The following is a 20,305-nucleotide window of genomic DNA, read 5'->3' on the forward strand; positions in this document are numbered from 1 at the left end:
ATGACGAGTTTTCCCAAACTCAGGGATGCTCGCGAGGAACGGCTCGCCCATGCCCGCGAGCGCTTCTTCCGCGACGAGATGCCCGACGAGGATGAGCTCTCGCCCTTGATCCTGCGCTCGTGGGAGCGCTGTCGCGACTTCGGGCTCGACCACCGCAGCGCGCAGGCAATCGATCCGGCAGGCCGCAGCCGCCTGTCGGAGTCCCGGGAGCGCAGCGCCCGCCTGCTGGAGCTCGGCAGTGGCGTGATGGAGCACGTGTTCGAGCAGATCCGCGCCTCGGGCAGCATGGTGTTGCTGGCCGACACCGACGGCATGATCATCCACAGCCTGGGCGATGCGGGTTTTGTCGATCGTGCGGAGCGCGTCTCGCTGCAGCCCGGTGCATGCTGGAGCGAGGATGTGCGCGGCACGAACGGCATCGGCACCGCCATCGCGGAGCGCCTGCCCATCGAGGTGCTCGGCGCCGAACACTATCTGGACAAGAACATCTTTCTTGCGTGCAATGCAGCGCCGATATTCGACGCCCGGGGCAAGCTCTCAGGCGTGTTCGACATCTCGGGCGACTATCGCAATCCCCAGCGCCATACGCTGGGCCTGGTGCGCCTGTCGGTGCAACTGCTGGAGAAGCGCCTGTTCGAGGCGGAGTTCTCCAACGACATCCTGCTCGCCTTCCACTCGCGTCCCGAATACATCGGCAGCCTGCAGGAAGGCATGATTGCCGTGAGCCCTGACGGCGCCGTTCTGGGGCTGAATCCCGTGGCACGCGAGTGGTTTGCGGGCATGGGCCTGTCGCGTGACGCCGCTGAGCTGTCGGACATTTTCCGCCCCAGCCTGGGCGTGATCCTCGATCGTTGCAAGGCGGCGCCCAATTCGATGGTCAGGCTGGACCTGCGCAAGGGTGGCGAGATCTACGTGCAGGCGCGCGCTCAACGACCGCTCGCGCTCGCCAATCCCCAGCTGGTGGTGGAGCAGGGGGGCTCGCTGCCTCAGGCTGCACGGCACGGCGGCCATGCTGCTGCACGCGAGCCCAATCTCGACTCGCTATGCACCGGCGACGAGCGCATGCAGCGCGCGCTGCAGCGCGCCAAGCGGATCGCGGGCAAGGACATTCCCCTGCTCATTCAGGGCGAATCGGGCGTGGGCAAGGAGATCTTCGCCCAGGCCTTCCACAACAGCGGGCCACGGGCAGACGGCCCCTTCATTGCACTGAACTGCGCAGCGATCCCCGAGAACCTGATCGAGTCCGAACTGTTCGGCTATGCCGGCGGCGCATTCACCGGTGCGCGCAAGGAAGGCGCCATCGGCAAGGTGCAGCAGGCACACGGCGGCACCCTGTTCCTGGACGAGATCGGCGACATGCCGTTGGCGATGCAGACCCGCCTGCTGCGTGTGCTGCAGGAGCGCTGTGTCACGCCCGTCGGCTCGATGAAGACGATCCCGGTCGATATCTCGCTCGTGTGCGCGACCCACCGCGTGCTGCGCGAAGCCGTCGCCAGCGGCGAGTTCCGCGAGGACCTCTACTACCGCGTGAACGGCCTGACCGTCACCTTGCCCGCCTTGCGCGAACGCACCGACGTTGCCTGCCTCGTGGAGCGCATCCTCAGGGCCGAGACAGCGTCGCTTCGTGGCACCCCGATCAGCATTGGCGCCGACGTCATGCGTTTCTTCGAGCAGTACGGCTGGCCGGGCAACATCCGCCAGTTGCAGAGCGTGATCCGGGTGGCCGTCGCACTGCTCGATGACGACGAAAGCGTCATCGAAGCCTTCCATCTCCCCGAGGAACTCTTCGGCGCGGATCAGCAACGTGACGACGCAGAACCGAACCGTTCGCCGCTGGTCAATGAACACACTGATGCACCACCGATCATGACTGCGTCACCGACAGCAAATGCAGCCCCCCGCAGTCTCGACGAGATCGAGCTCGATGCGATTGCCACGGTGATGCGTGAAGTCGGTGGGAACGTATCCGCCGCTGCACGTCGGCTCGGCATCAGCCGCAACACCTTGTACCGAAAACTCGGAAAGATCGGCTGAATCCGGGCGTTCAAGAAGCACTTGGCGCAGAATTCGGCCCGGATGCTGCAAACGCATCCATCGACAGGAATTGGTGCCATGAACTGCTTCAGGAAACTGCCCGGCTTCACCCGCACACCGGCCGGCCTCGAAACCCGCATCCTGCGGAAGCTGCCTGCCATCACGATTTTCGGAACGATCGCGCTCGTCCTGCCATCGCTCGTCGTTCGCCTGCTGGAATGGGGCAATATTTCGCACGAAGCGCTCGCGCGGATCGGCATGGTCGATATCTACGTCACCGGCGTCGTCGTGCTGCACTGGACGGTGGTGTTCACCGCTGCCATCGGCGCCTTCATCGTTTACGTGATGAAGGGGCCGGCCTATGTCGCTGATGCCTATGCACTGGTGGACGCAGACAAGCCTGCGGGCGAGGGTCGTCCGACGACATGACCGTCCGCACACTTCTGAAGATGGGCGACCCGCGTCTGCTGCAGCCGGCCGCCCCGGTGACCGCGTTTGGTACGCCCGAGCTAGAAGCGCTGATCGCAGACATGTTCGACACCATGGCCGTGAGCGGTGGTGTCGGGCTGGCCGCACCGCAGATCGGTGTGGGCCTGCAGGTCGTCATCTTCGGGTTCGAACGCAGCGAGCGTTACCCGGACGCCCCGCCCGTGCCGCGTACGATCCTGCTGAATCCGGAGATCACACCGCTCGACGACGCCACGGAAGAGGGCTGGGAAGGTTGCCTTTCCGTACCGCGCCTGCGAGGCATGGTCCCACGCAGCGTGAGGATCCGCTATCGGGGCTTCGATCCGCAGGGGAAGGCCATCGACCGTACCGCCGAGGGCTTTCACGCGCGCGTCGTGCAGCACGAATGCGACCACCTTCTTGGCGTGCTCTATCCGATGCGGATCAAGGATCTGCGCCGCTTCGGGTACACCGACGTTCTGTTTCCCGAGCTCGCGTAAGTCCCGGCGCGACTGGAGCGCTGCGCCGTTTTGATACGCATCAAAGCAATTCCCCGTCACCGGTCTAGCCTCACTGGACGACCCACACAGAGGAGACCGGAAATGAACATCATCAAGAACTGGGCCGAACGAACTCAGCGCCGCATGACCATGATGCAACGCATGATCCAGCGGCTCGACGTCGATAGCTCAAAGATCATCTGCGACGACAACGGCGTGACATTCCGCGCAATGATCGGACGCTGCCGCGGCTGCGAACAGCCCGAGGTCTGCAGCGCCTGGCTGGACGGCAAGCGCCCGGAGTCCAGCCCACTGGCTTTTTGCCCGAACGCCGCAGCCTTCGAGCCTTACCGAAGCCACTGAGCGGGTGATCGGCCTCGCCAGCAACCTGGCATCGGTCAATTCCGTCTAGGGGAGTCTGGGACAGTGCAACTCCAGGCTCCTGTGGCGAATCGTAGTTTACATAACACAAATTATGGTGTTTTTACGCATCATTCCTTTGACGTCAGCGACGTCATACGAAGGATCAAGCGAAATGCGTCTGCACCGCCAGACTCGGCCGAACGATGACACCAAGCCATCCTGCAGCACCGCGGCTGTGTATAATGCGCCCCGCTTTGGCACACCCAGGATGCGGGGGTGGCGGAATTGGTAGACGCACTGGATTTAGGTTCCAGCGCCGCAAGGCGTGAGAGTTCGAGTCTCTTCCCCCGCACCACCTGAAAGCGCCAGGCTTTCAGGCTCTCGGTACAGCAGCACAGCGCCTCGAGCAGGATCCTGCGGAGTGAATTTGGCACACCGGGTCGACGCCGACCCGGTTCCCGCCAGCGCCCACCCAGGAATCAGCTGCTGCGTCCGTAGGTGTCCTCGAAGCGCACGATGTCGTCCTCGCCGAGATAGCTGCCCGACTGCACCTCGATGATCTCCAGCGGCACCTTGCCCGGATTCGCGAGCCGGTGTGTATGACCTAGCGGGATGTAGGTCGACTCGTTCTCACCCAGCAGGAAGGTCCGTTCGCCGCAGGTGACTTCGGCCGTGCCCTTGACCACGACCCAGTGCTCGGCCCGGTGGTGATGCATCTGCAGGCTGAGCTTGGCGCCCGGATTGACAACGATGCGCTTCACCTGGAAGCGCTCGCCCGCATCGATCGAGTCGTACCAGCCCCACGGGCGATACACCTTGCGATGGCTCTTCGTCAGGCTGCGGCCTTCGGCCTTGAGGCGCGCGACGACCTTCTTCACGTCCTGCGTATGGTCCTTGTGCGCCACCATCACCGCGTCCGGCGTTTCCACCACGACCATGTCATCGCAGCCGACCGCCGCCACCAGGCGGCTGCCCGAATGCACCAGCGTGTTACGGCAGTCCTCGAACAGCACCTGACCACGCCCCGCGTTGCCGGCGGCATCCTTGTCCGACACGGCCCACAGCGCGTCCCAGGCGCCGACGTCCGACCAGCCGGCCGCCATCGGTACCACCACGCCCGTACCAAGCTCAGGCGCGTCGGCGAGCCGTTCCATGACCGCATAGTCGATCGAGTCGCTCGGGCAGCGCTCGAAAGCGCCCTGCTCCAGGCGGATGAAATCGGCATCCGGCTTGCGACCCGCATAGGCCGCCTCGCAGGCGTTCGCCATATCCGGGTTGAAGTGGCGGATCGCCCGCAGCCACACCGAGGCCTTCATCATGAAGATGCCGCTGTTCCAGAAGTACTCGCCGCTATCGACGTAACGCTGCGCGGTGTCGCGGTCGGGTTTCTCGACGAATTCGACCAAGGCTCGACCAAGGCGCCCCTCCGCGAGTGCCTCGCCGCTGCGGATGTAGCCGTAACCCGTTTCGGGCCGGTCCGGCACGATGCCGAAGGTGACCAGGGCGCCATCCGCAGCGAAGGCGCTGCCGTCCGCGATCGACTGCTGGAAGGCGGCGATGTCGGTGATGACATGGTCTGCCGGCATCACCAGCAGGATCGGATCGCCCTCCTCCTGTGCGGCCAGCGCGGCGAGCGTCAGCGCCGGCGCGGTGTTGCGCCCGAAGGGTTCGAGCACGATCTGCGGAGCGCGTACGCCGATCTGGCGCAATTGTTCGGCGATGATGAAGCGGTATTCCTCGTTGGTCACGACGAGCGGACGCGGATCCACCTCCCGCGCGCCGAAGTCCTTCAGCCGCAAGCCCGTTTCCTGCAGCAGCGAACGCTCGCCGGTCAGCGGCAGGAGTTGCTTCGGATAGCTCTCGCGCGACGCCGGCCAGAGCCGCGTGCCCGATCCGCCGGAAAGAATGACGCTCTTGATGATCATGTCGGGAAGATCCTGTGCTGTCGTCGAGGTGTTGTACTTGAGGTGTTGAAGGCGGTGACTGCCGGCGGTCAGCCGATTTCGACCAGCATGCGGCTCACACCCTCACGCCAGTCCGGCAGATGGAGGCCGAAGCGGATGCGCAGCCGGGTCGTGTCAAGCCGGGAGTTCAGCGGGCGCACTGCCGGCGTCGGATAGCTCGATGTCGGGATAGGGGCGATCTCTCGCACGGCCAAGGGCCGTCCCGCGGCGCGGGCTGCCTCGATGACGAAGCTGGCGTAGCCATGCCAGCTCGTCTGGCCGGACGCCGCCAGGTGATAGGTGCCGCACAGGCTGCTGTCCGCCAGCGTACTGCGGATTGCGTGAGCGCTGACATCGGCGATCAGGTCCGCACCGGTTGGCGCGCCGATCTGGTCGTCGATGACGGTGAGCCGCTCGCGCTCCGCCGCCAGGCGCAGCATGGTGCGGGCAAAGTTGCCGCCGCGTGCCGCATGCACCCACGAAGTGCGGAAGATCAGGTGATCGCAGCCGCTGTCCCGGATCGCGTCCTCGCCGGCAAGCTTGGTCGTGCCATAGACGGACAACGGACCGGTGGCGTCATCCTCGCGCCACGGCCGCTCACCGCTGCCGTCGAACACGTAGTCGGTCGAGTAATGCACCAGCAACGCACCCAAGGCCGCAGCCTCGCGCGCCAGCACGCCCACCGCATCGGCGTTGATGCGCTGCGCCAGAGCAGGCTCGCTCTCTGCCTTGTCGACCGCCGTATACGCTGCGGCGTTCACGATCACGGCAGGCGCCAGTTCGCGCACGGTAGCGGCGAGTGCATCGGGCTGACCCAGATCGCCGCACAGCCCGTCGCGGCCGCTGCGGTCCAGCGCCACCACTTCGCCAAGCGGCGCCAATGCGTGCTGCGCTTCCCAGCCGACCTGCCCGTTCTTGCCCAGCAGCAGGATTCTCATGCGCCCTGCCCCCGGTCGCCGTAGTTGGCGGCCACCCAGTCGCGATATGCCCCGCTCTGCACGTCGGCAATCCACTGCGGGTTGTCGAGATACCACTGCACGGTCTTGCGGATGCCGGTCTCGAAAGTCTCGGCCGGACGCCAGCCCAGTTCGCGTTCGATCTTGCGCGCATCGATGGCGTAGCGGCGGTCATGGCCCGGGCGGTCCGTGACGTGGGAGATCAGGCGTGCGTAGCCGCCCTCGGGCGAAGGCCGCAACTCGTCGAGCAGGGTGCAGATCGTGCGCACGATGTCGATGTTGGCCTTCTCGTTCCAGCCGCCGACGTTGTAAGTCTCGCCTGGCGTGCCGCGCGCCAGCACCTCGCGGATCGCGCTGCAGTGGTCGGTCACGTACAGCCAGTCGCGCACGTTGAGGCCATCGCCGTACACCGGCAGCGGCTTGCCGGCCAGAGCATTGACGATCACCAGCGGAATCAGCTTCTCCGGGAACTGCCAGGGGCCGTAGTTGTTCGAGCAGTTGGTCGTCAGCACCGGCAGGCCGTAGGTGTGATGCCAGGCGCGCACGAGGTGGTCGCTGGCGGCCTTGCTCGCCGAGTACGGGCTGTTCGGCTCGTAGGTCTTGGTTTCGGCAAAGGGCGGATCCTGCGGGCCGAGCGAGCCATAGACCTCGTCCGTGCTGATGTGCAGGAAGCGGAACGCGGCCTGCACCCCGGCCTCGAGCGTCTCGCGATAGGTGCGCGCGGCCTCCAGCAGCGTAAACGTGCCCTCGACGTTGGTGCGCACGAAGGCGGCCGGGCCGTGGATCGAACGGTCGACATGGCTTTCGGCCGCAAAATGCACGATCGCGCGCGGCCGATACTCGGCCAGCAGGCGATCGACCAGGGCACGGTCGCAGATATCCCCCTGCACGAAGACATGGCGCGCATCGCCCCGCAGCGCGGCGAGCGTTTCGAGGTTGCCGGCGTAGGTCAGCAGGTCGAGGTTGAGGATGGGCTCGTCGCTGCGTGCGAGCCAGTCGAGGACGAAATTTGCGCCGATGAAGCCGGCGCCGCCGGTCACGAGAATCAAGTTGGAAGCTCCGCCCGATGACAATGTGCGGGATTATCGCATTGCCGCGCGAATCGCCCACAGCTTGTGCTACATCCTCAGGCGATCGGCATAGCCGGTCATCTCCAGGTAGCCCTGTCCGGTCTCGCGTTCCTGGCCATCCGGCGACGCCTCGCGCAGACGTACAGCGCCCTCCCAATACACCGCGCCGGTGGATGCCCGGCTGTCGAGTTCCTGGTCGTCCATCAGCGGGGCCAGGTGCAGGATGCGGCCATCGGCCAGATGCAGGCGCCACTCCACCGGGTAGCGCGCACCGGTGCGCGGCGACTGCCAGTACCGCAGCGGCTCGAAGCGGACCTCGTCGGGCCGGAAGCGCCTCGCCCCGCCCTGCGCATCGCCCAGCGTGCCCGCCGCCCACATTGCCCGCCCTTCCCCGTCACGCATCTGGAACAGCATCAGCGAGCCGCCGTCGTGCAGGTTGATGCCGATCCAGTCCCAGCCGCGCGCACCCTCGGGCAGGATCTCGCTCGACCACTCGTGGTCGAGCCAGGCGTGCCCGGTCACGGCCAAGGTCCTGCCGTCCAGCTTCAGCGTGCCCGACACCTTCAACTGCGGGCGACTGTAGTAGTAGCTGGCGTTGATCGGATCCGGCGCCTTCTGGCTGAACCCCGCGCTGCCATTCAGCACGGGCGCGCCCCCCGGCTCGAACTCGAGTTCGAAGCCGAAATCCTCCGCTTCGATGCGGCTGCGATAGCCGGCAAGCGCTGCCTCGCCGCCCGCCAGGAACCAGTCGCCGACCCGCACGACCGTCCTGCCCTCCACCGCCTCGGCCAGCCCCGGATAGGCACGCGCGGCGCGTTCCGCATGGCGAAGACGCCCTGTCGCGGGGTCGGCCACGGCCGCATGCGCGAGCACCAACTGGCTTGGCGCGAAGCGGCTCGGGTTGTCCTCGCCGATCCGCGTCCGCACACGGAAGAAGGTGAGCTGGAAGCCGCGCTCGACGCCGGCCTCGTCCCTGAGCCAGCCGGTGATGTACCACCATTCGGTACGGTAGTCCGGATGAGCGCCGAAGTCCCGGGGGAACTGCAGCGCCTGCCCGGACAGGACCGGGGGATAGGGCGGCGTAGTCGGCGCGACCTGCGCGACGACAGGGCCAGGGAAGATCAGCGTTCCAACGACCATCCACGCACCGACAAGCACCGTGCCCAGCGAGAAGTTGCCCATTCTCGCCACTGCCCTGCACAGGTACGCAATCACTCGCTGCCCCAACCCGGCTGTCTTCATCACCCTGCCCTCACCAGTCCGCCTTCACCGCCAGCACCGCCGAGCGCCGCATCGCACGCGCCCCCGCCAGCCGGGCGACCACGGCCGCCAGCAGCACCAGTCCGATCGCAAAGGTCGCCAAGGCCGTCCATGGCACGGCGAGTTCCATGCTCCAGTGAAAGCTCTGGCGGTTGACGATCTCGATCAGGATCCACGCGATCGCACCGCCGGCGAGCAGGCCGGACACCACACCGAGGCCGGCGGTCAGCGCACCCTCCATCGCAATCAGGCGGCCCACGTCGCCCCGCGTGAAGCCCAGATGCCGCAACATGCCGAACTCGCCCTCGCGGGTCGTTGCCAGTGCGGCAAAGGTGGTCGCGATCCCGAACAGGCCGATCATGATCGTGACGGCTTCCATCAGGTAGGTGATCAGGAAGGTGCGATCGAAGATCTCCAGGCTGATCGCGCGGATCTCGCCGGGCAGCGCGATCGTCACGTGTTCTGCGCCGAAGGCCGCGCGCAGCGCTGCCGCCACTTCGCCGACCGGCATGCCCGGCTCGACTTCGATGGCCGCATCGTTGATGCGACGGTCGCCCGTCAGCGCGACGTAGTCCGCACGCTCGATCAGCGCAGCACCGTGCTGGCGCGCGTAGTCGCGCCAGATGCCCGCAACGACGAACTCACGCATCTGCCCGCCCAGCGGCAGGCTCAGACGGTCGCCCACGCCGATACGCCGGCGATCCGCTGCCGCTTCGGAGATCCAGGCTGGCGGCATCTCGCTCGCCACCGGCCGCTCAGTCGAACCCGCGATCAGCGGCAGGCCCCAGTTGCCGCGCACCGGACGGGCCAGCACGCTGAACAGCGGCTCATCGTCCGAGATGCGCAGGTTGACCAAGCGCGTCGTATCCACGGATGCCACGCCGGGCACTGCCGCGATCCGTGCCAGCGCCGCATCATCCAGGTAACCGCTGCCCGAGGACGACGACGCGCGCACGTAGAGGTCTGCAGGCAGCACCTGCGTCAGCCAGTCGTCGACCGAGACACGAAAGCTGCTGACCATGATCGCCATCGCCGAGGCCAGCGCCACGCTGGCGATGACACCCGCGCCCGCGACCACCGCCTGGCCGGGCGTCGCCGACAGGCGCGCGTGTGCCAGGCGCCAGCCCACGCCCTGCGCCCGCCCCAGCAACGGCAACAGGGCACGAGCCAGCCGGGGCAACAGCAGCACGGCCGCCGCCAGCAGACACGCCACCGCGGCATAACCACCGACGGGAATGCCCGCCAGCGGAGGCAGCAGACACGCGGTGGCGGCCAGCGCCAGCAGACCCAGACCCACGGCAGGCCGGCCCCGCGCCTGCGACAGGCCCGCGTACGCTGCCTCCCCCGCCTTCAGTGCGCGCGCTGGTGCCACCCGCGAGGCCTCGCGGGCCGGCAGCCACGTCCCCGCGACACCGGCGGCGACACCCAGCAACAGATAGCCCGCGATCAACACGCCATCGAACTGCAACTGCGGCCGGGTCCCGCGGAAGAATCCTGCGCCAAGATCGCCCCCCACCAGCTGGAATGCCGCCACGGCCAGCCCATGGCCCAAGGCCACGCCCAGCACGCCACCCGCCAGCCCGACCGATGCTCCTTCGGCGAGCAGTCCGCGCAGCAGTTCCCGGCGTTCCAGCCCGAGCGCGCGCAGCAGGGCGAACTCCCGCCGGCGGCGCGCCACCGACAACAGCTGGGTGGAGAACACCAGGAAGCCGCCGGTGATCAGCGCAATCGCCGCAAGCATGGTCAGATTGACCCGATAGGCGCGCGACAGGGCACCGACCTCGCTCGCCGCAGCCTCCGGCACCCGCAGCGCAAGGCCAGGCGGCAGCAGCGGCGCCAGCGCCACCCGCGCTGCATCGGGACTGACACCCGCTGCCAGTTTGAGGTCGATGCGGCTCAACACGCCCACGCCGTCGAAGTGCTGCTGCGCCGCGCCGAGATCCATCACCGCCAGCCGGCCGCTCGCGCCGGGCAACTCGCCGGCGACCTGCAGGGCGAAGCTGCGCACCCCGGATTGCACCCACAGCATGCCCTCGCGCACCGCAGGCGGCGCGGACTGGCCGTCGCTGCGCAGCTGCGGCTCGCCCAGCCGCGCCCGCGCCTCGGCCGAAAGAAAGACATTGTGCGGCTGCAGCGCCGCGAAGCGCCCGTCCTCACCGCCAGCGCGGGAAGCCAGCGGCATTAGCGCCGGCTGCACCCGCGCAATGCGGAACAGGTCCACGCCGAGAATCTCCAGACTGTCCTCGCGTCCGGGCAGCCTGGCCTCGACGACGAGCAGCGGACTGGCCTCCGCCACTTCCGGCCGCAAGGCCAGCACGGGGTAGATCGCCTCGTCGAAGCCCTCTCGCGGCCCGATCAGCTGCAGATCGGCGTCGCCGGCAATCAGCCGCATCCCACGCCCGAACTCATCCAGTGCGGCGGCATGGATCAGCTGCACCGCCAGCCCCAGCGCCACCCCGAGCGCGATCGCGAGCAGCGACAGCGCCGTCGCCAGTCGTCGGCGCAGCAGGCTGGCAAGGAACAGGCGCCCCACCAGCGCGCTCATGCGCAGCCCGTGATGTCGACGAGCCTCCCGGCACCGAGTTCGAGCACCCGGTCCGCCCGTCGGGCAGCGGCGCGCGAGTGCGTCACGAGCACGCCCGCGGCCCCCTGCTCGCGGATCTGCGCCAGCAGCAGGTCGAGCACCTCGGTCGCGCGGCCCGGATCGAGGTTGCCAGTCGGCTCGTCGGCCAGCACCACGCGCGGTGCATGCACGAGCGCACGCGCGATCGCCACCCGCTGCAGCTCTCCCCCCGACAACGTGTGCGGCGCATCGTCGGCCCGTTCGCCAAGGCCGACCCGCACCAGCAGCGCGCGCGCCTTGTGCAGGGCTTCTGCGCCGGACACCTTCAGCAGCCACAGCGGCAGCGCGACGTTCTGCACCAGGCTCAGGTGCGGCAGGATGTGGAAGGCCTGGAATACGAAGCCGAAGGCGCGGCGCCGCAGCCTGGCCAGCGCGTCATCGTCGAGATCGTCGACGCGCTGGCCACCGACCCGGATACGACCGCCGTCGACCGGCTCGAGCCCGGCGATGCAATTGAGCAGCGTCGACTTGCCCGTTCCAGACTCGCCGACGATCGCGACACACTCTCCTGCTGCCACCTCCAGCACCAGGTCATCGAACAACAGGCGTGGCGGGCTGCCGGGGAGATTCTTGCGAAGGGATTGGACGCTGAGCATGAGGCGATCTCGGGGCGGCAAGGCGCCGGAATGAAACGGACGCGGCGAGGCCGCCGCGAGGAACGCGATTTTGTCATCCCGCAAGCGAATTGGTTGCATCGGCCGTGCCCGACGAGTGCAACGGAAGGCCACGACAGACGAGCGACAGGCCGCCAGCCACGCGAATCCGGGATCGATGCTGTTTCGCGTATATACTCCGCCCGCCTGCCCGCGCGCGCTCTGGGCCACGGCGCCCTCCCCGTCCCCCGCCCCGCATGCCGGTCGATCACTACGAGAACTTTCCTGTCGCCTCCCTGCTGCTGCCGGCCCACCTGCGCGAGCCGGTCGAGGCAATCTATGCGTTCGCCCGCAGCGCCGACGACGTTGCCGACGAGGGCGATGCCCCGGCGGTGGCGAGACTGGCGCGGCTGCACGACTATCGGCTCGCGCTGGAGGCCTGTGCCCATGGCGTCGCGGTCAAGGACGAGACGCTGGCGCCGATGTTCGCCCGTCTCGGCGGCGCGATCCGCGCGCACAAGTTGCCCCTGCAGCCCTTTCGCAACCTGCTCGACGCCTTTTCGCAGGACGTCGGCAAGACGCGTTACTGCGACTTCGCCGAACTGCAGGACTATTGCCGGCGCTCCGCCGACCCAGTCGGCCGCTTGCTGCTGTGCCTGTACGATGCCGCCACGCCGGACAACCTGCGCCGCTCGGACGCCATCTGCACCAGCCTGCAACTGATCAACTTCTGGCAGGACGTTGCCATCGACTGGCAGAAGGGGCGCATCTACCTGCCACAGGACGACATGGCGCGCTTCGGCGTTACCGAGGACGACATCGCCGCCGGTCGCAGCAACGATGCCTGGCGCGCGCTGATGGACTTCGAGGTGCAACGCGCGCGCCGCATGATGCTCGATGGCGCCCCGCTCGCCCGCGCCCTGCCCGGCCGCCTCGGCTGGGAGCTGCGCCTGATCGTACTGGGCGGCCTGCGCATCCTCGAGCGCATCGAAGCCACTGCTTACGACGTATTCCGCCACCGGCCCGTGCTTGGCAAGGGCGACTGGCTGCGCCTGGCTGGGCGCGCCCTGAACTACCGGAACATCGCATGAATCCGCACGACTACTGCCAGGACAAGGCCGCCAAGAGCGGCTCGAGCTTCTACTACAGCTTCATGTTCCTGCCGCCCGAGCGGCGCCAGGCGATCACCGCGCTGTACGCCTTCTGCCGCGAGGTGGATGACGTGGTGGACGAATGCCACGACGTGTCCCTGGCCCAGGCCAAGCTCGAATGGTGGCGCCAGGAAGTGGCACGCACCTATGCCGGCACGCCCACCCACCCGGTCGGCCAGGCACTCAAGGATGTGCTGACGCGCTTCAACCTGCCGCAGGAACAACTGCTCGAGATCATCGACGGCATGGCGATGGACCTGTCGCAAACCCGCTACCTCGACTTCAAGGGACTGCAGCTCTACTGCTACCGCGTTGCCAGCGTTGTCGGCCTGCTCGCCGCGGAGATCTTCGGCTACCAGGACCGCCAGACGCTCAAGTACGCGCACGACCTCGGCCTCGCCTTCCAGCTCACCAACATCATCCGCGACGTCGGCGAGGATGCCCGCCGCGGCCGCATCTACCTGCCGATCGAGGACCTGCAGCGCTTCAACGTGCCCGCCAAGGACATCCTCGAGGCACGCTATTCCGACGCCTTCCGTGACCTGATGAAGTTCCAGGCCGAGCGCGCCGAACACTTCTACGAACAGGCCTTCGCCCAGCTGCCGCAGGTCGACCGCAAGTCACAGCGCCCGGGCCTGGTGATGGCAGCCATCTACCGCACGCTGCTGCGCGAGATCGCGGCTGACGGCTTCCAGGTGCTGGACCGCCGTACCTCGCTGACGCCACTGCGCAAGGTATGGCTGGCGGGCACCACGTGGTTCAAGGGCTGAACTGATGAGCGTGCCCGTCGTCGCGGTCATCGGTGCCGGCTATGCCGGCCTCGCCTGTGCGGTGGAACTCGCCCGTGCCGGCGTACATGTGACGGTGTTCGAGCGCTCGCACACCCTCGGCGGGCGCGCGCGCGTGGTGCACAAGGATCACCACTGGCGGGTGGACAACGGCCAGCACATCCTTATCGGCGCCTACACCGAGCTCACCCGCCTGCTGCGCCTGACCGGTGGCTCGCCCAAGCTGCTCGCCCACTTGCCGCTGACCCTGCACGTGCCGGGCCGCCTGCACCTGAAGGCCGCCGCGCTGCCCGCGCCCTTCCACCTGGCCGTGGGTCTGCTGCGAGCGAAAGGCCTGACGTGGGCCGACCGGATGGCGATGGTCCGCCTGATGCGCAGGCTGAAGAAGAGCGACTTCCGCGTGCCGCCCGAGATGACCGTCACCGGCCTCATGCGCGAGACCCGCCAGACCGCCGCAATGATCGAACTCGTATGGGTGCCGCTATGCGTCGCGGCGCTCAACACCCCGCCCGGAGAAGCATCGGCGCAGATCTTCGCCAATGTGCTGCGTGACAGCCTGGCCGGCTCCGCCAGTGCCAGCGAGTTGCTGATCCCGCGCGTCGACCTGTCCGAGCTGTTTCCTGTACCGGCCGCACGCTATCTCGCCACCCGCCGCGGCAAGCTGCGCACCGGCAATGCCATCGACGCGATCCGCCCGGTCGCCGGCGGCTTCCGCCTCGAGGGCGACCCCGGCAGCCAGTCCTGGCCGCATGTCGTGGTCGCGACCGCGCCCTACCATGCGGGTACGCTGCTCGCCTCCACCGGCCAGTGCGACCGGCTGGCGGCACAGATCGACGCGCTGCCGCACGAACCGATCGTGTCGGTCTACCTGGCCTTGGGAAAGGGGCAGCGACTGCCCGAACCGATGATCGGCCTCGTGAGCGGTGCCACCGCAGGCCCTGCCCAATGGGCGTTCGACCGTGGTCAACTTGGCGGCCCGGAAGGCCTGATCGCTTGTGTGATCAGTGCCAGCGGCCCGCACGAAACCCTGCCGCGCGACGAGCTGATCCTTCAGACCCATGCCCAGCTCGAACGCCATCTCGGTCGGCGCCTGCCCTCGCCCGAATGGTCGCAGGTGATTGTGGAGAAGCGCGCGACCATCGCCTGCAGACCCGGCATCTTCCGCCCGGGCATCCGCACGCCGATGCGCGGTTTGTGGCTCGCGGGGGATTACCTCGAGTCGGACTATCCGGCCACGCTCGAATCCGCCGTGCGCTCCGGCATCGCCTGCGCGCAGGCCATCCTCGCCGAACTCGGCTACGCCAGCTGACCCGCAGCGGGCACCTTGGTCGCGCTCAGGCCGGGGTGTCGGCCAGGTGGGCGAGGATCGGATCGAGCATGGCAGCCCCGAGGCGCTTGCTGCGCGCGCCGTTCCAGCCCGTCAGCTCGTCGGGCAGGTTCGCATTGTCCTTGAACGGCATCTCGAGCGTGAGCGACACGCAGCCGAAGTGGTTGGCGACCCACTTGCTCGCCAGCGTGAGCAGTTCCTCGCCGAAGCGGCCCGGCTTGTAGCCCTCCGCGGTCTGGAAGTCCGGCGCCACGGCGGCAAAGGCTTCGATGAAGCGCGCCTGCCGACGTGCGGATTCCGCCGTGAAGCCCGGCACCTCCTCCGCCGTCGAGAAGAACACGTAGGGCAGCGCCTCGTCGCCGTGAATGTCGAGGAAGAGGTCGCAACCGGTGCGCTGCATCTCCTCGCGCACGAGAAACACCTCGGGGCTGGCCGTCAGGTCGGGTTCGCGCCATTCGCGGTTCAGGTTGCGGCCCGCGGCGTTGGTGCGCAGGTTGCCGCGCACCGCCCCATCCGGGTTCATGTTGGGCACGATGTACAGCACGGCCTGCTCCCGCACCTTGCGGGCCACGGCGTCCGCCCCGTCGAGCAGGCGCTCGAGCAGGCCCTCGACGAACCATTCGGCCATGGTCTCGCCCGGGTGCTGGCGCGCGATGATCCACACCGGCCGGCGCGTCGGGGCCGGACGCCCGACGACGACCACGTCCAGGTCGCGGCCGTCTACGGTCGCGCCGAGATTGCGCACGCTGGCGAAGGGCGAGGTTTCCGCCCGCGCCAGCAAGTCCAGATGGCGCTCGTGCGAATAGGGCTCGAAGTAGGCGTAGTAGACGCTGTCGCGCTCGGGCGTGTGCTCGACGATCAGGCGACCGTCCTCGTAGCGCGTCCCGGCCACGCGGAACCAGGTCCGGCGATCGTAGGAGGCCACGCAGCGATAGCCCGGCCAGCCATCCGGATACGCCGCTTCGGCTGCATTCTCGATCACCAGTCGCAGCGGCTTGCCCGCGGCGTCCATCAGGCGGAAATGGAACCACTGGCGGAAGTCGGCGGCATTGTCGGCACGCAAGCGCAGGCGAATGTCCTGCGGGTCGTCGAGACTGACGATCTCGATCGCGCCCGCGTCGAAATTCGAGCTGATGCGCATGGATTCAGTCCTCGCGGCGGCGGAAAACGAGCGTGTCGGCATCCGAAGCTTCCGCCGCAAAGGCATAGCCTTCGCTGTCGAAGCCCTTCAGCCCCTCGACGTCGTCGATGCGGTTCTGGATGACGTAGCGACTCATGAGGCCGCGCGCACGCTTGGCATAGAAACTGATGATCTTGTAGCGACCGCCCTTCCAGTCCTCGAACACCGCCGTCACCAGCCGGCCCTTGAGCTTGGCCGGCTTGACCGACTTGAAGTACTCGTCCGAGGCGAGATTGAACAGGACGGGCTCCCGTCCGGCGTCCCGCTCCGCTGCAAGCAGGCGGTTCAGCTCATCGGTGATGCGCTCGCCCCAGAATGCGTAGAGGTTCTTGCCCCGTGCGTTTTCGAGACGGGTTCCCATCTCGAGCCGGTAGGGCTGCATCAGGTCGAGCGGGCGCAGCACGCCATACAGGCCCGAGAGGATGCGCAGGTGATCCTGCGCCCACTGCAGCTGCGCCTCATCCAGCGATGCGGCCTGCAGCCCTTCGTAGACGTCGCCGTTGAAGGCGAGCACGGCCTGCTTGGCGTTGTCGGGCGAGAAGGGACGCGACCACTGCGCATAGCGGGCGACGTTGAGCGTGGCGAGCGGGTCCGACAGCGACATCAGCTCGGCAATCTCGGCGGGCGAGCGCTGGCGCAGGATGTCGATCAGCTCGGCGGCGTGATCGAGGAAATCCGGCTGGGAAAAACGGGCGGTGCTCGGCGGCGTCTCGTAGTCGAGCGCCTTGGCGGGCGAAATGACGATGATCATGGAACGGATGTCGAGCGGAAGAAGGTCCCGATGGTAACAAACTCGGGACGCTCGGCGGCCGCACGGCCTGCCCGCCGCCGCGTCATGTCACATCACCGCCATCAAGCGCTCTGTCAGTTCCTCGGCACGTTTGCGCCCGATGCGCGTCTCGGAGATCGAAGCCAGCCATTCCTCGTGGAGCGCCATCAGTCCGTCGCGGTCGGGCGCGGCCTGGATGCGTTTCATCAGGCCGAGCTTGGCGTACGGACCATGGAACGTGCGCAGCGTGTTCATCATGAAGTCGCGCGCCAGCTGCAGGTCACCCGCCTTTGGCGCCTGCCCGCCTGAGATCGCCCTGGAGGCAGGCTCGACCGCCGCCGCAGGCATGACGCGCTCGGGCGCTGCCGCGGCAACGGCCTCGATGAGCCCAGCCTCCTCGAGCTGGGACAGCGTGGTCGCGATGGCATCGTCGGCGGAGAGGGCAGCCAGCTCGTCGGTGCCGCGCCGGCCATCGATCAGGATCAGGAGGCGGCGCGCACGCTGCCCGACGTCCCCGCTGCGATGGGCGATCTCGTCCTGCCCTTTCGGGGTCTTGGTGTAAATCGTCATTCTCTTGTCTCCTCGGCGCTTGCGGCGTATTGCCGTCTTTATGCGCATCCGTTGGTCGGATCGATGCGTCGGAGATAAGCCTCCGCGACGCTACGAGCCGGATGAGGATCACGGTGCAACGCCATCTATGTCAATGGCGCACGACAAGGGAATGTGACGTAGTTATCGCGAGCCGAGTTGCCTGGCCTGCTCGAACAGGCAGACCGCAACCGCGGCGCCGACGTTGAGCGACTCGATGGCACCGGGCATCGGGATGAGGACGTGGCGCGTGGCGCAGGCCAGCACCGCGGGCGAGACGCCCTGCCCTTCGCCGCCGAAAACCCAGGCGACGGGCGCTCGCAGATCGAGATCATAGAGACTGCAGGCATCGCCGCTGAGCGCGGTCGCGAGCACCTGACCGCCGAAGCCCGGAAGCCAGGCCGCGAGATCGACCCGCTCATGCACCTCGAGGACGAAGTGTGCGCCCATGCCCGCGCGCAGCACCCGCGGCGACCACGCGCCCGCGCATCCTTCGGCCAGCAACACGTGCCGTACGCCTGCCGCTGCGGCGGTACGCAGGATCGTGCCCAGGTTCCCCGGGTCCTGGACGCCGTCCAGCACGACGAGGTTATCGACGATCGTTCCCAGCGGTTTCTCCGCCGGCAGGTCGATGATCGCCAGCACGCCGGAGGGCGTATCCACCGGGCTGACGTGGGCAAACAAGGTGTCCGGCAACACGTGGCAAGGCAGCCCCTGTCCGACCTCGCCAAGCAGGTCGGCAATCTCGGCCTTGCGGACACCTGACTCGGACACGACCAGTCCCTTCAAGCGGCACGAACGCTCCAGTGCAGCCTGTACCAGGTGCGCTCCGTCCAGCAATGTCTCACCCAGTATGCGGCGCTCACGCCCCGAGCTTGCGAGCGCGTGCAGGCGCTTGACGAGCGGGTTGTCGCGCGAGGAGATCGCCTTCATGCGGAGCCGTCGCCCGCGCGCTCGACCAGGCGCCGCACCGGCGCGAAGCTGCGCCGGTAGAACGGTGCGACGCCATGACGCTCGATGGCCATCAGGTGCGCCGCCGTCGGATAGCCCTTGTGGCCCGCCAGCCCGTACTGCGGCCACTCCCGGTCGAGGACCCGCATGGCCTCGTCACGTACCGTCTTGGCCAGGATCGACGCAGCCGAAATGGACGGCTCCGTCGCATCGCCCTTGACGATGGCTCGCGTCGGATATGGCAGCGTCGGACAGCGGTTGCCATCCACCCTCACCTCACCCGGCGCAACGGACAATGCACACACGGCCCGCTGCATGGCCAGCATGGTCGCGTGCAGGATGTTGAGGCGGTCGATCTCCTCGACGCTCGCCTCGGCGACCGCCCACGCCAGCGCATGCTCACGAATCAAGGGTGCGAGCTGTTCGCGCGCGCGCTCGCTGAGCTTCTTGGAGTCTGCGAGGCCTTCGATCGGGCGCGCGGGATCAAGGATGACCGCGGCAGCGACCACCGGCCCGCACAAGGGTCCGCGCCCCGCTTCATCGACACCACACACCAGCACACCACCTCGGGTGACCGCGGACGACAGAAACAGGTCTGCGGTCATGCTGCGCCCTGACGCAGATAAGGCAGGACGACCTCCGCCGCCTTCTCGGCGGTGTTCTGCCGCAGCGTGAGGTGCAGCTCGGCAAATCGCGCCTCCAGCGCTGCACGGCGGTCAGGGTCGTTCAGCCAGGCATCGAGCGCAGCGGCGAGTTTCTCCGGCGTCGCATCGTCCTGCAGCAACTCCGGCACCAGGCCTTCATTGCAGAGGATGTTGGGCAAGCCGACCCACGGCAGGTAGGCCATCCGCTTCATCAGCCGGTACTGCCACGCCCCGATGCGGTAGGTGATCACCATCGGCCGCTTGAGCAGCGCAGCCTCCAGACTTGCGGTACCGCTCGCCACGAGCACCACGTCGCTCGCGATCATCGCCTCGACCGCGTGGCCGAACAGCATCCTGATCGGCAGGTCCAGCGCCTGGTTGCGATGCAGGGCCTCTTCGAAGATCGCGCGCGTCTCGCGTGTCGCCAGCGGGACCAGGAAGCACAGGCCGGGATCGCGCTCGACCATCTGCTTGGCCGTTGCGATGTAGGTGTCGGCAAGATTGCGGACCTCAGACTGCCGGCTGCCTGGCAGCATCGCCACGATGCGATGCTCCAGCGGCAGTTCGAGCAACTGCCGCGCAGCGTTGCGATCCGGATGCAGCGGGAACACGTCGGCCAGCGGGTGGCCGACGTAGCTCACGGGCACGCCCGCCTGTTCATAGATCTCGGGCTCGAACGGAAACAGGCACAACATCCGGCTCACCGAACGTGCGATACGCTTGATGCGCCCGCCGCGCCAGGCCCAGATCGAGGGACTGACGAAGTGGATGGAGGGAATGCCGGAATCCTTGACCTTGCCTTCGAGCCAGAGGTTGAAATCCGGTGCATCCACGCCGATGAAGGCCGCCGGCCGTTCCCCGCGGATCTGCCCCAGCAGCGCGCGGCGGATTCCGGACAGCTCACGATAACGCTTCAGGGCGTCAACATAGCCATGGACTGCGAGCAGCTCGCTGGGCCAGCGCGCGTCGAACCCTTCGGCCTGCATCTTGGGCCCACCAATGCCGAAGAACTCGGCATCCGGTACCTGCTGACGAATCGCGCGGATCAGGTGACTGGCAAGCAGGTCGCCCGAGGTTTCCCCGGCGACCATGGCGATACGGACCGTCATGGTGTGGGA

General features: G+C 67.5%; 19 protein-coding genes and 1 tRNA gene. 8 read left to right on the forward strand and 12 right to left on the reverse strand.

The features are described from left to right. The 5 genes from AC731_RS04945 (at window position 1) to AC731_RS04965 (ending at window position 3,699) form a co-directional block, all read left to right on the forward strand. On the forward strand, window positions 1-2,034 hold the full coding sequence (locus AC731_RS04945; RefSeq protein WP_004251218.1) for a sigma-54-dependent Fis family transcriptional regulator: 2,034 nt from the start codon (window positions 1-3) through the stop codon (window positions 2,032-2,034). Window positions 2,035-2,055: 21 nt separating this feature from the next. Then, window positions 2,056-2,463, forward strand: a complete 408-nt coding sequence (locus AC731_RS04950) for a hypothetical protein (protein ID WP_232435041.1) — start codon at window positions 2,056-2,058, stop codon at window positions 2,461-2,463. Further along, window positions 2,460-2,981 (forward strand): peptide deformylase, encoded by a 522-nt coding sequence (def, locus tag AC731_RS04955; protein ID WP_004251212.1) that lies wholly within the window; start codon window positions 2,460-2,462, stop codon window positions 2,979-2,981. The genes AC731_RS04950 and def overlap by 4 nt, the downstream gene beginning before the upstream one ends. Before the next feature lie 102 nt (window positions 2,982-3,083). Next, a complete protein-coding gene (locus tag AC731_RS04960) occupies window positions 3,084-3,344 on the forward strand; it encodes a DUF6455 family protein (RefSeq protein ID WP_004251210.1) in 261 nt (86 codons plus the stop codon). A gap of 270 nt (window positions 3,345-3,614) precedes the next feature. Then, window positions 3,615-3,699 (forward strand) — tRNA-Leu (locus tag AC731_RS04965). Window positions 3,700-3,823: 124 nt separating this feature from the next. On the opposite strand, the gene AC731_RS04970 is transcribed toward AC731_RS04965, so the two are convergent. The 6 genes from AC731_RS04970 to AC731_RS04995 all read right to left on the reverse strand — a co-directional run bounded on the left by AC731_RS04970 (window position 3,824) and on the right by AC731_RS04995 (window position 11,792). Then, a complete protein-coding gene (locus AC731_RS04970) occupies window positions 3,824-5,269 on the reverse strand; it encodes a mannose-1-phosphate guanylyltransferase/mannose-6-phosphate isomerase (RefSeq protein WP_004251173.1) in 1,446 nt (481 codons plus the stop codon). A 68-nt stretch (window positions 5,270-5,337) separates the two neighbouring features. Further along, window positions 5,338-6,225 (reverse strand): dTDP-4-dehydrorhamnose reductase, encoded by an 888-nt coding sequence (rfbD, locus tag AC731_RS04975; RefSeq protein ID WP_048709684.1) that lies wholly within the window; start codon window positions 6,223-6,225, stop codon window positions 5,338-5,340. Beyond that, entirely contained in the window at window positions 6,222-7,292 is a 1,071-nt protein-coding gene (gene rfbB, locus AC731_RS04980; RefSeq protein ID WP_048709686.1) for a dTDP-glucose 4,6-dehydratase, read from the reverse strand. The genes rfbD and rfbB overlap by 4 nt, the downstream gene beginning before the upstream one ends. Before the next feature lie 69 nt (window positions 7,293-7,361). Beyond that, on the reverse strand, window positions 7,362-8,495 hold the full coding sequence (locus AC731_RS04985; protein ID WP_048709688.1) for a lipocalin-like domain-containing protein: 1,134 nt from the start codon (window positions 8,493-8,495) through the stop codon (window positions 7,362-7,364). Between the two features lie 70 nt (window positions 8,496-8,565). After that, complete coding sequence (locus AC731_RS04990) at window positions 8,566-11,118, reverse strand: ABC transporter permease (protein ID WP_048709690.1); 2,553 nt, start codon at window positions 11,116-11,118, stop codon at window positions 8,566-8,568. Continuing rightward, the gene (locus tag AC731_RS04995) at window positions 11,115-11,792 is read right to left on the reverse strand and encodes an ABC transporter ATP-binding protein (RefSeq protein WP_048709693.1); all 678 of its coding nucleotides are present in this window, start codon (window positions 11,790-11,792) and stop codon (window positions 11,115-11,117) included. Before AC731_RS04995 ends, AC731_RS04990 begins: the two co-directional genes overlap by 4 nt. 254 nt (window positions 11,793-12,046) lie before the next feature. On the opposite strand from AC731_RS04995, the gene hpnC reads away from it, so the two are divergent. Genes hpnC through hpnE form a run of 3 tightly spaced genes read left to right on the forward strand, consistent with a single transcriptional unit; the run spans window position 12,047 to window position 15,037 of the window. After that, on the forward strand, window positions 12,047-12,880 hold the full coding sequence (gene hpnC / locus AC731_RS05000) for a squalene synthase HpnC (protein WP_048709696.1): 834 nt from the start codon (window positions 12,047-12,049) through the stop codon (window positions 12,878-12,880). After that, a complete protein-coding gene (gene hpnD, locus AC731_RS05005; protein WP_004251155.1) occupies window positions 12,877-13,710 on the forward strand; it encodes a presqualene diphosphate synthase HpnD in 834 nt (277 codons plus the stop codon). The genes hpnC and hpnD overlap by 4 nt, the downstream gene beginning before the upstream one ends. A gap of 4 nt (window positions 13,711-13,714) precedes the next feature. Further along, entirely contained in the window at window positions 13,715-15,037 is a 1,323-nt protein-coding gene (hpnE, locus tag AC731_RS05010; RefSeq protein ID WP_048709698.1) for a hydroxysqualene dehydroxylase HpnE, read from the forward strand. A gap of 25 nt (window positions 15,038-15,062) precedes the next feature. On the opposite strand, the gene AC731_RS05015 is transcribed toward hpnE, so the two are convergent. From AC731_RS05015 to lpxB, 6 genes are all read right to left on the reverse strand, one after another. Further along, window positions 15,063-16,196 (reverse strand): M14 family metallopeptidase, encoded by a 1,134-nt coding sequence (locus AC731_RS05015; RefSeq protein WP_048709701.1) that lies wholly within the window; start codon window positions 16,194-16,196, stop codon window positions 15,063-15,065. 4 nt (window positions 16,197-16,200) lie between these two features. Beyond that, complete coding sequence (gene yaaA, locus AC731_RS05020; RefSeq protein WP_048709704.1) at window positions 16,201-16,986, reverse strand: peroxide stress protein YaaA; 786 nt, start codon at window positions 16,984-16,986, stop codon at window positions 16,201-16,203. Between the two features lie 87 nt (window positions 16,987-17,073). Further along, window positions 17,074-17,574 (reverse strand): hypothetical protein, encoded by a 501-nt coding sequence (locus tag AC731_RS05025; protein ID WP_048709706.1) that lies wholly within the window; start codon window positions 17,572-17,574, stop codon window positions 17,074-17,076. A 162-nt stretch (window positions 17,575-17,736) separates the two neighbouring features. Beyond that, a complete protein-coding gene (locus AC731_RS05030; protein ID WP_048709709.1) occupies window positions 17,737-18,525 on the reverse strand; it encodes a TrmH family RNA methyltransferase in 789 nt (262 codons plus the stop codon). Beyond that, the gene (gene rnhB / locus AC731_RS05035) at window positions 18,522-19,148 is read right to left on the reverse strand and encodes a ribonuclease HII (protein WP_048709712.1); all 627 of its coding nucleotides are present in this window, start codon (window positions 19,146-19,148) and stop codon (window positions 18,522-18,524) included. The genes AC731_RS05030 and rnhB overlap by 4 nt, the downstream gene beginning before the upstream one ends. After that, window positions 19,145-20,296: a lipid-A-disaccharide synthase gene (gene lpxB, locus AC731_RS05040; RefSeq protein ID WP_048709715.1), complete on the reverse strand. Its 1,152-nt coding sequence runs from the start codon at window positions 20,294-20,296 to the stop codon at window positions 19,145-19,147. Before lpxB ends, rnhB begins: the two co-directional genes overlap by 4 nt. Window positions 20,297-20,305: the final 9 nt, after the last annotated feature.

The organism is Thauera humireducens, from assembly GCF_001051995.2.
Classification (GTDB): Bacteria; Pseudomonadota; Gammaproteobacteria; order Burkholderiales; family Rhodocyclaceae; genus Thauera; species Thauera humireducens.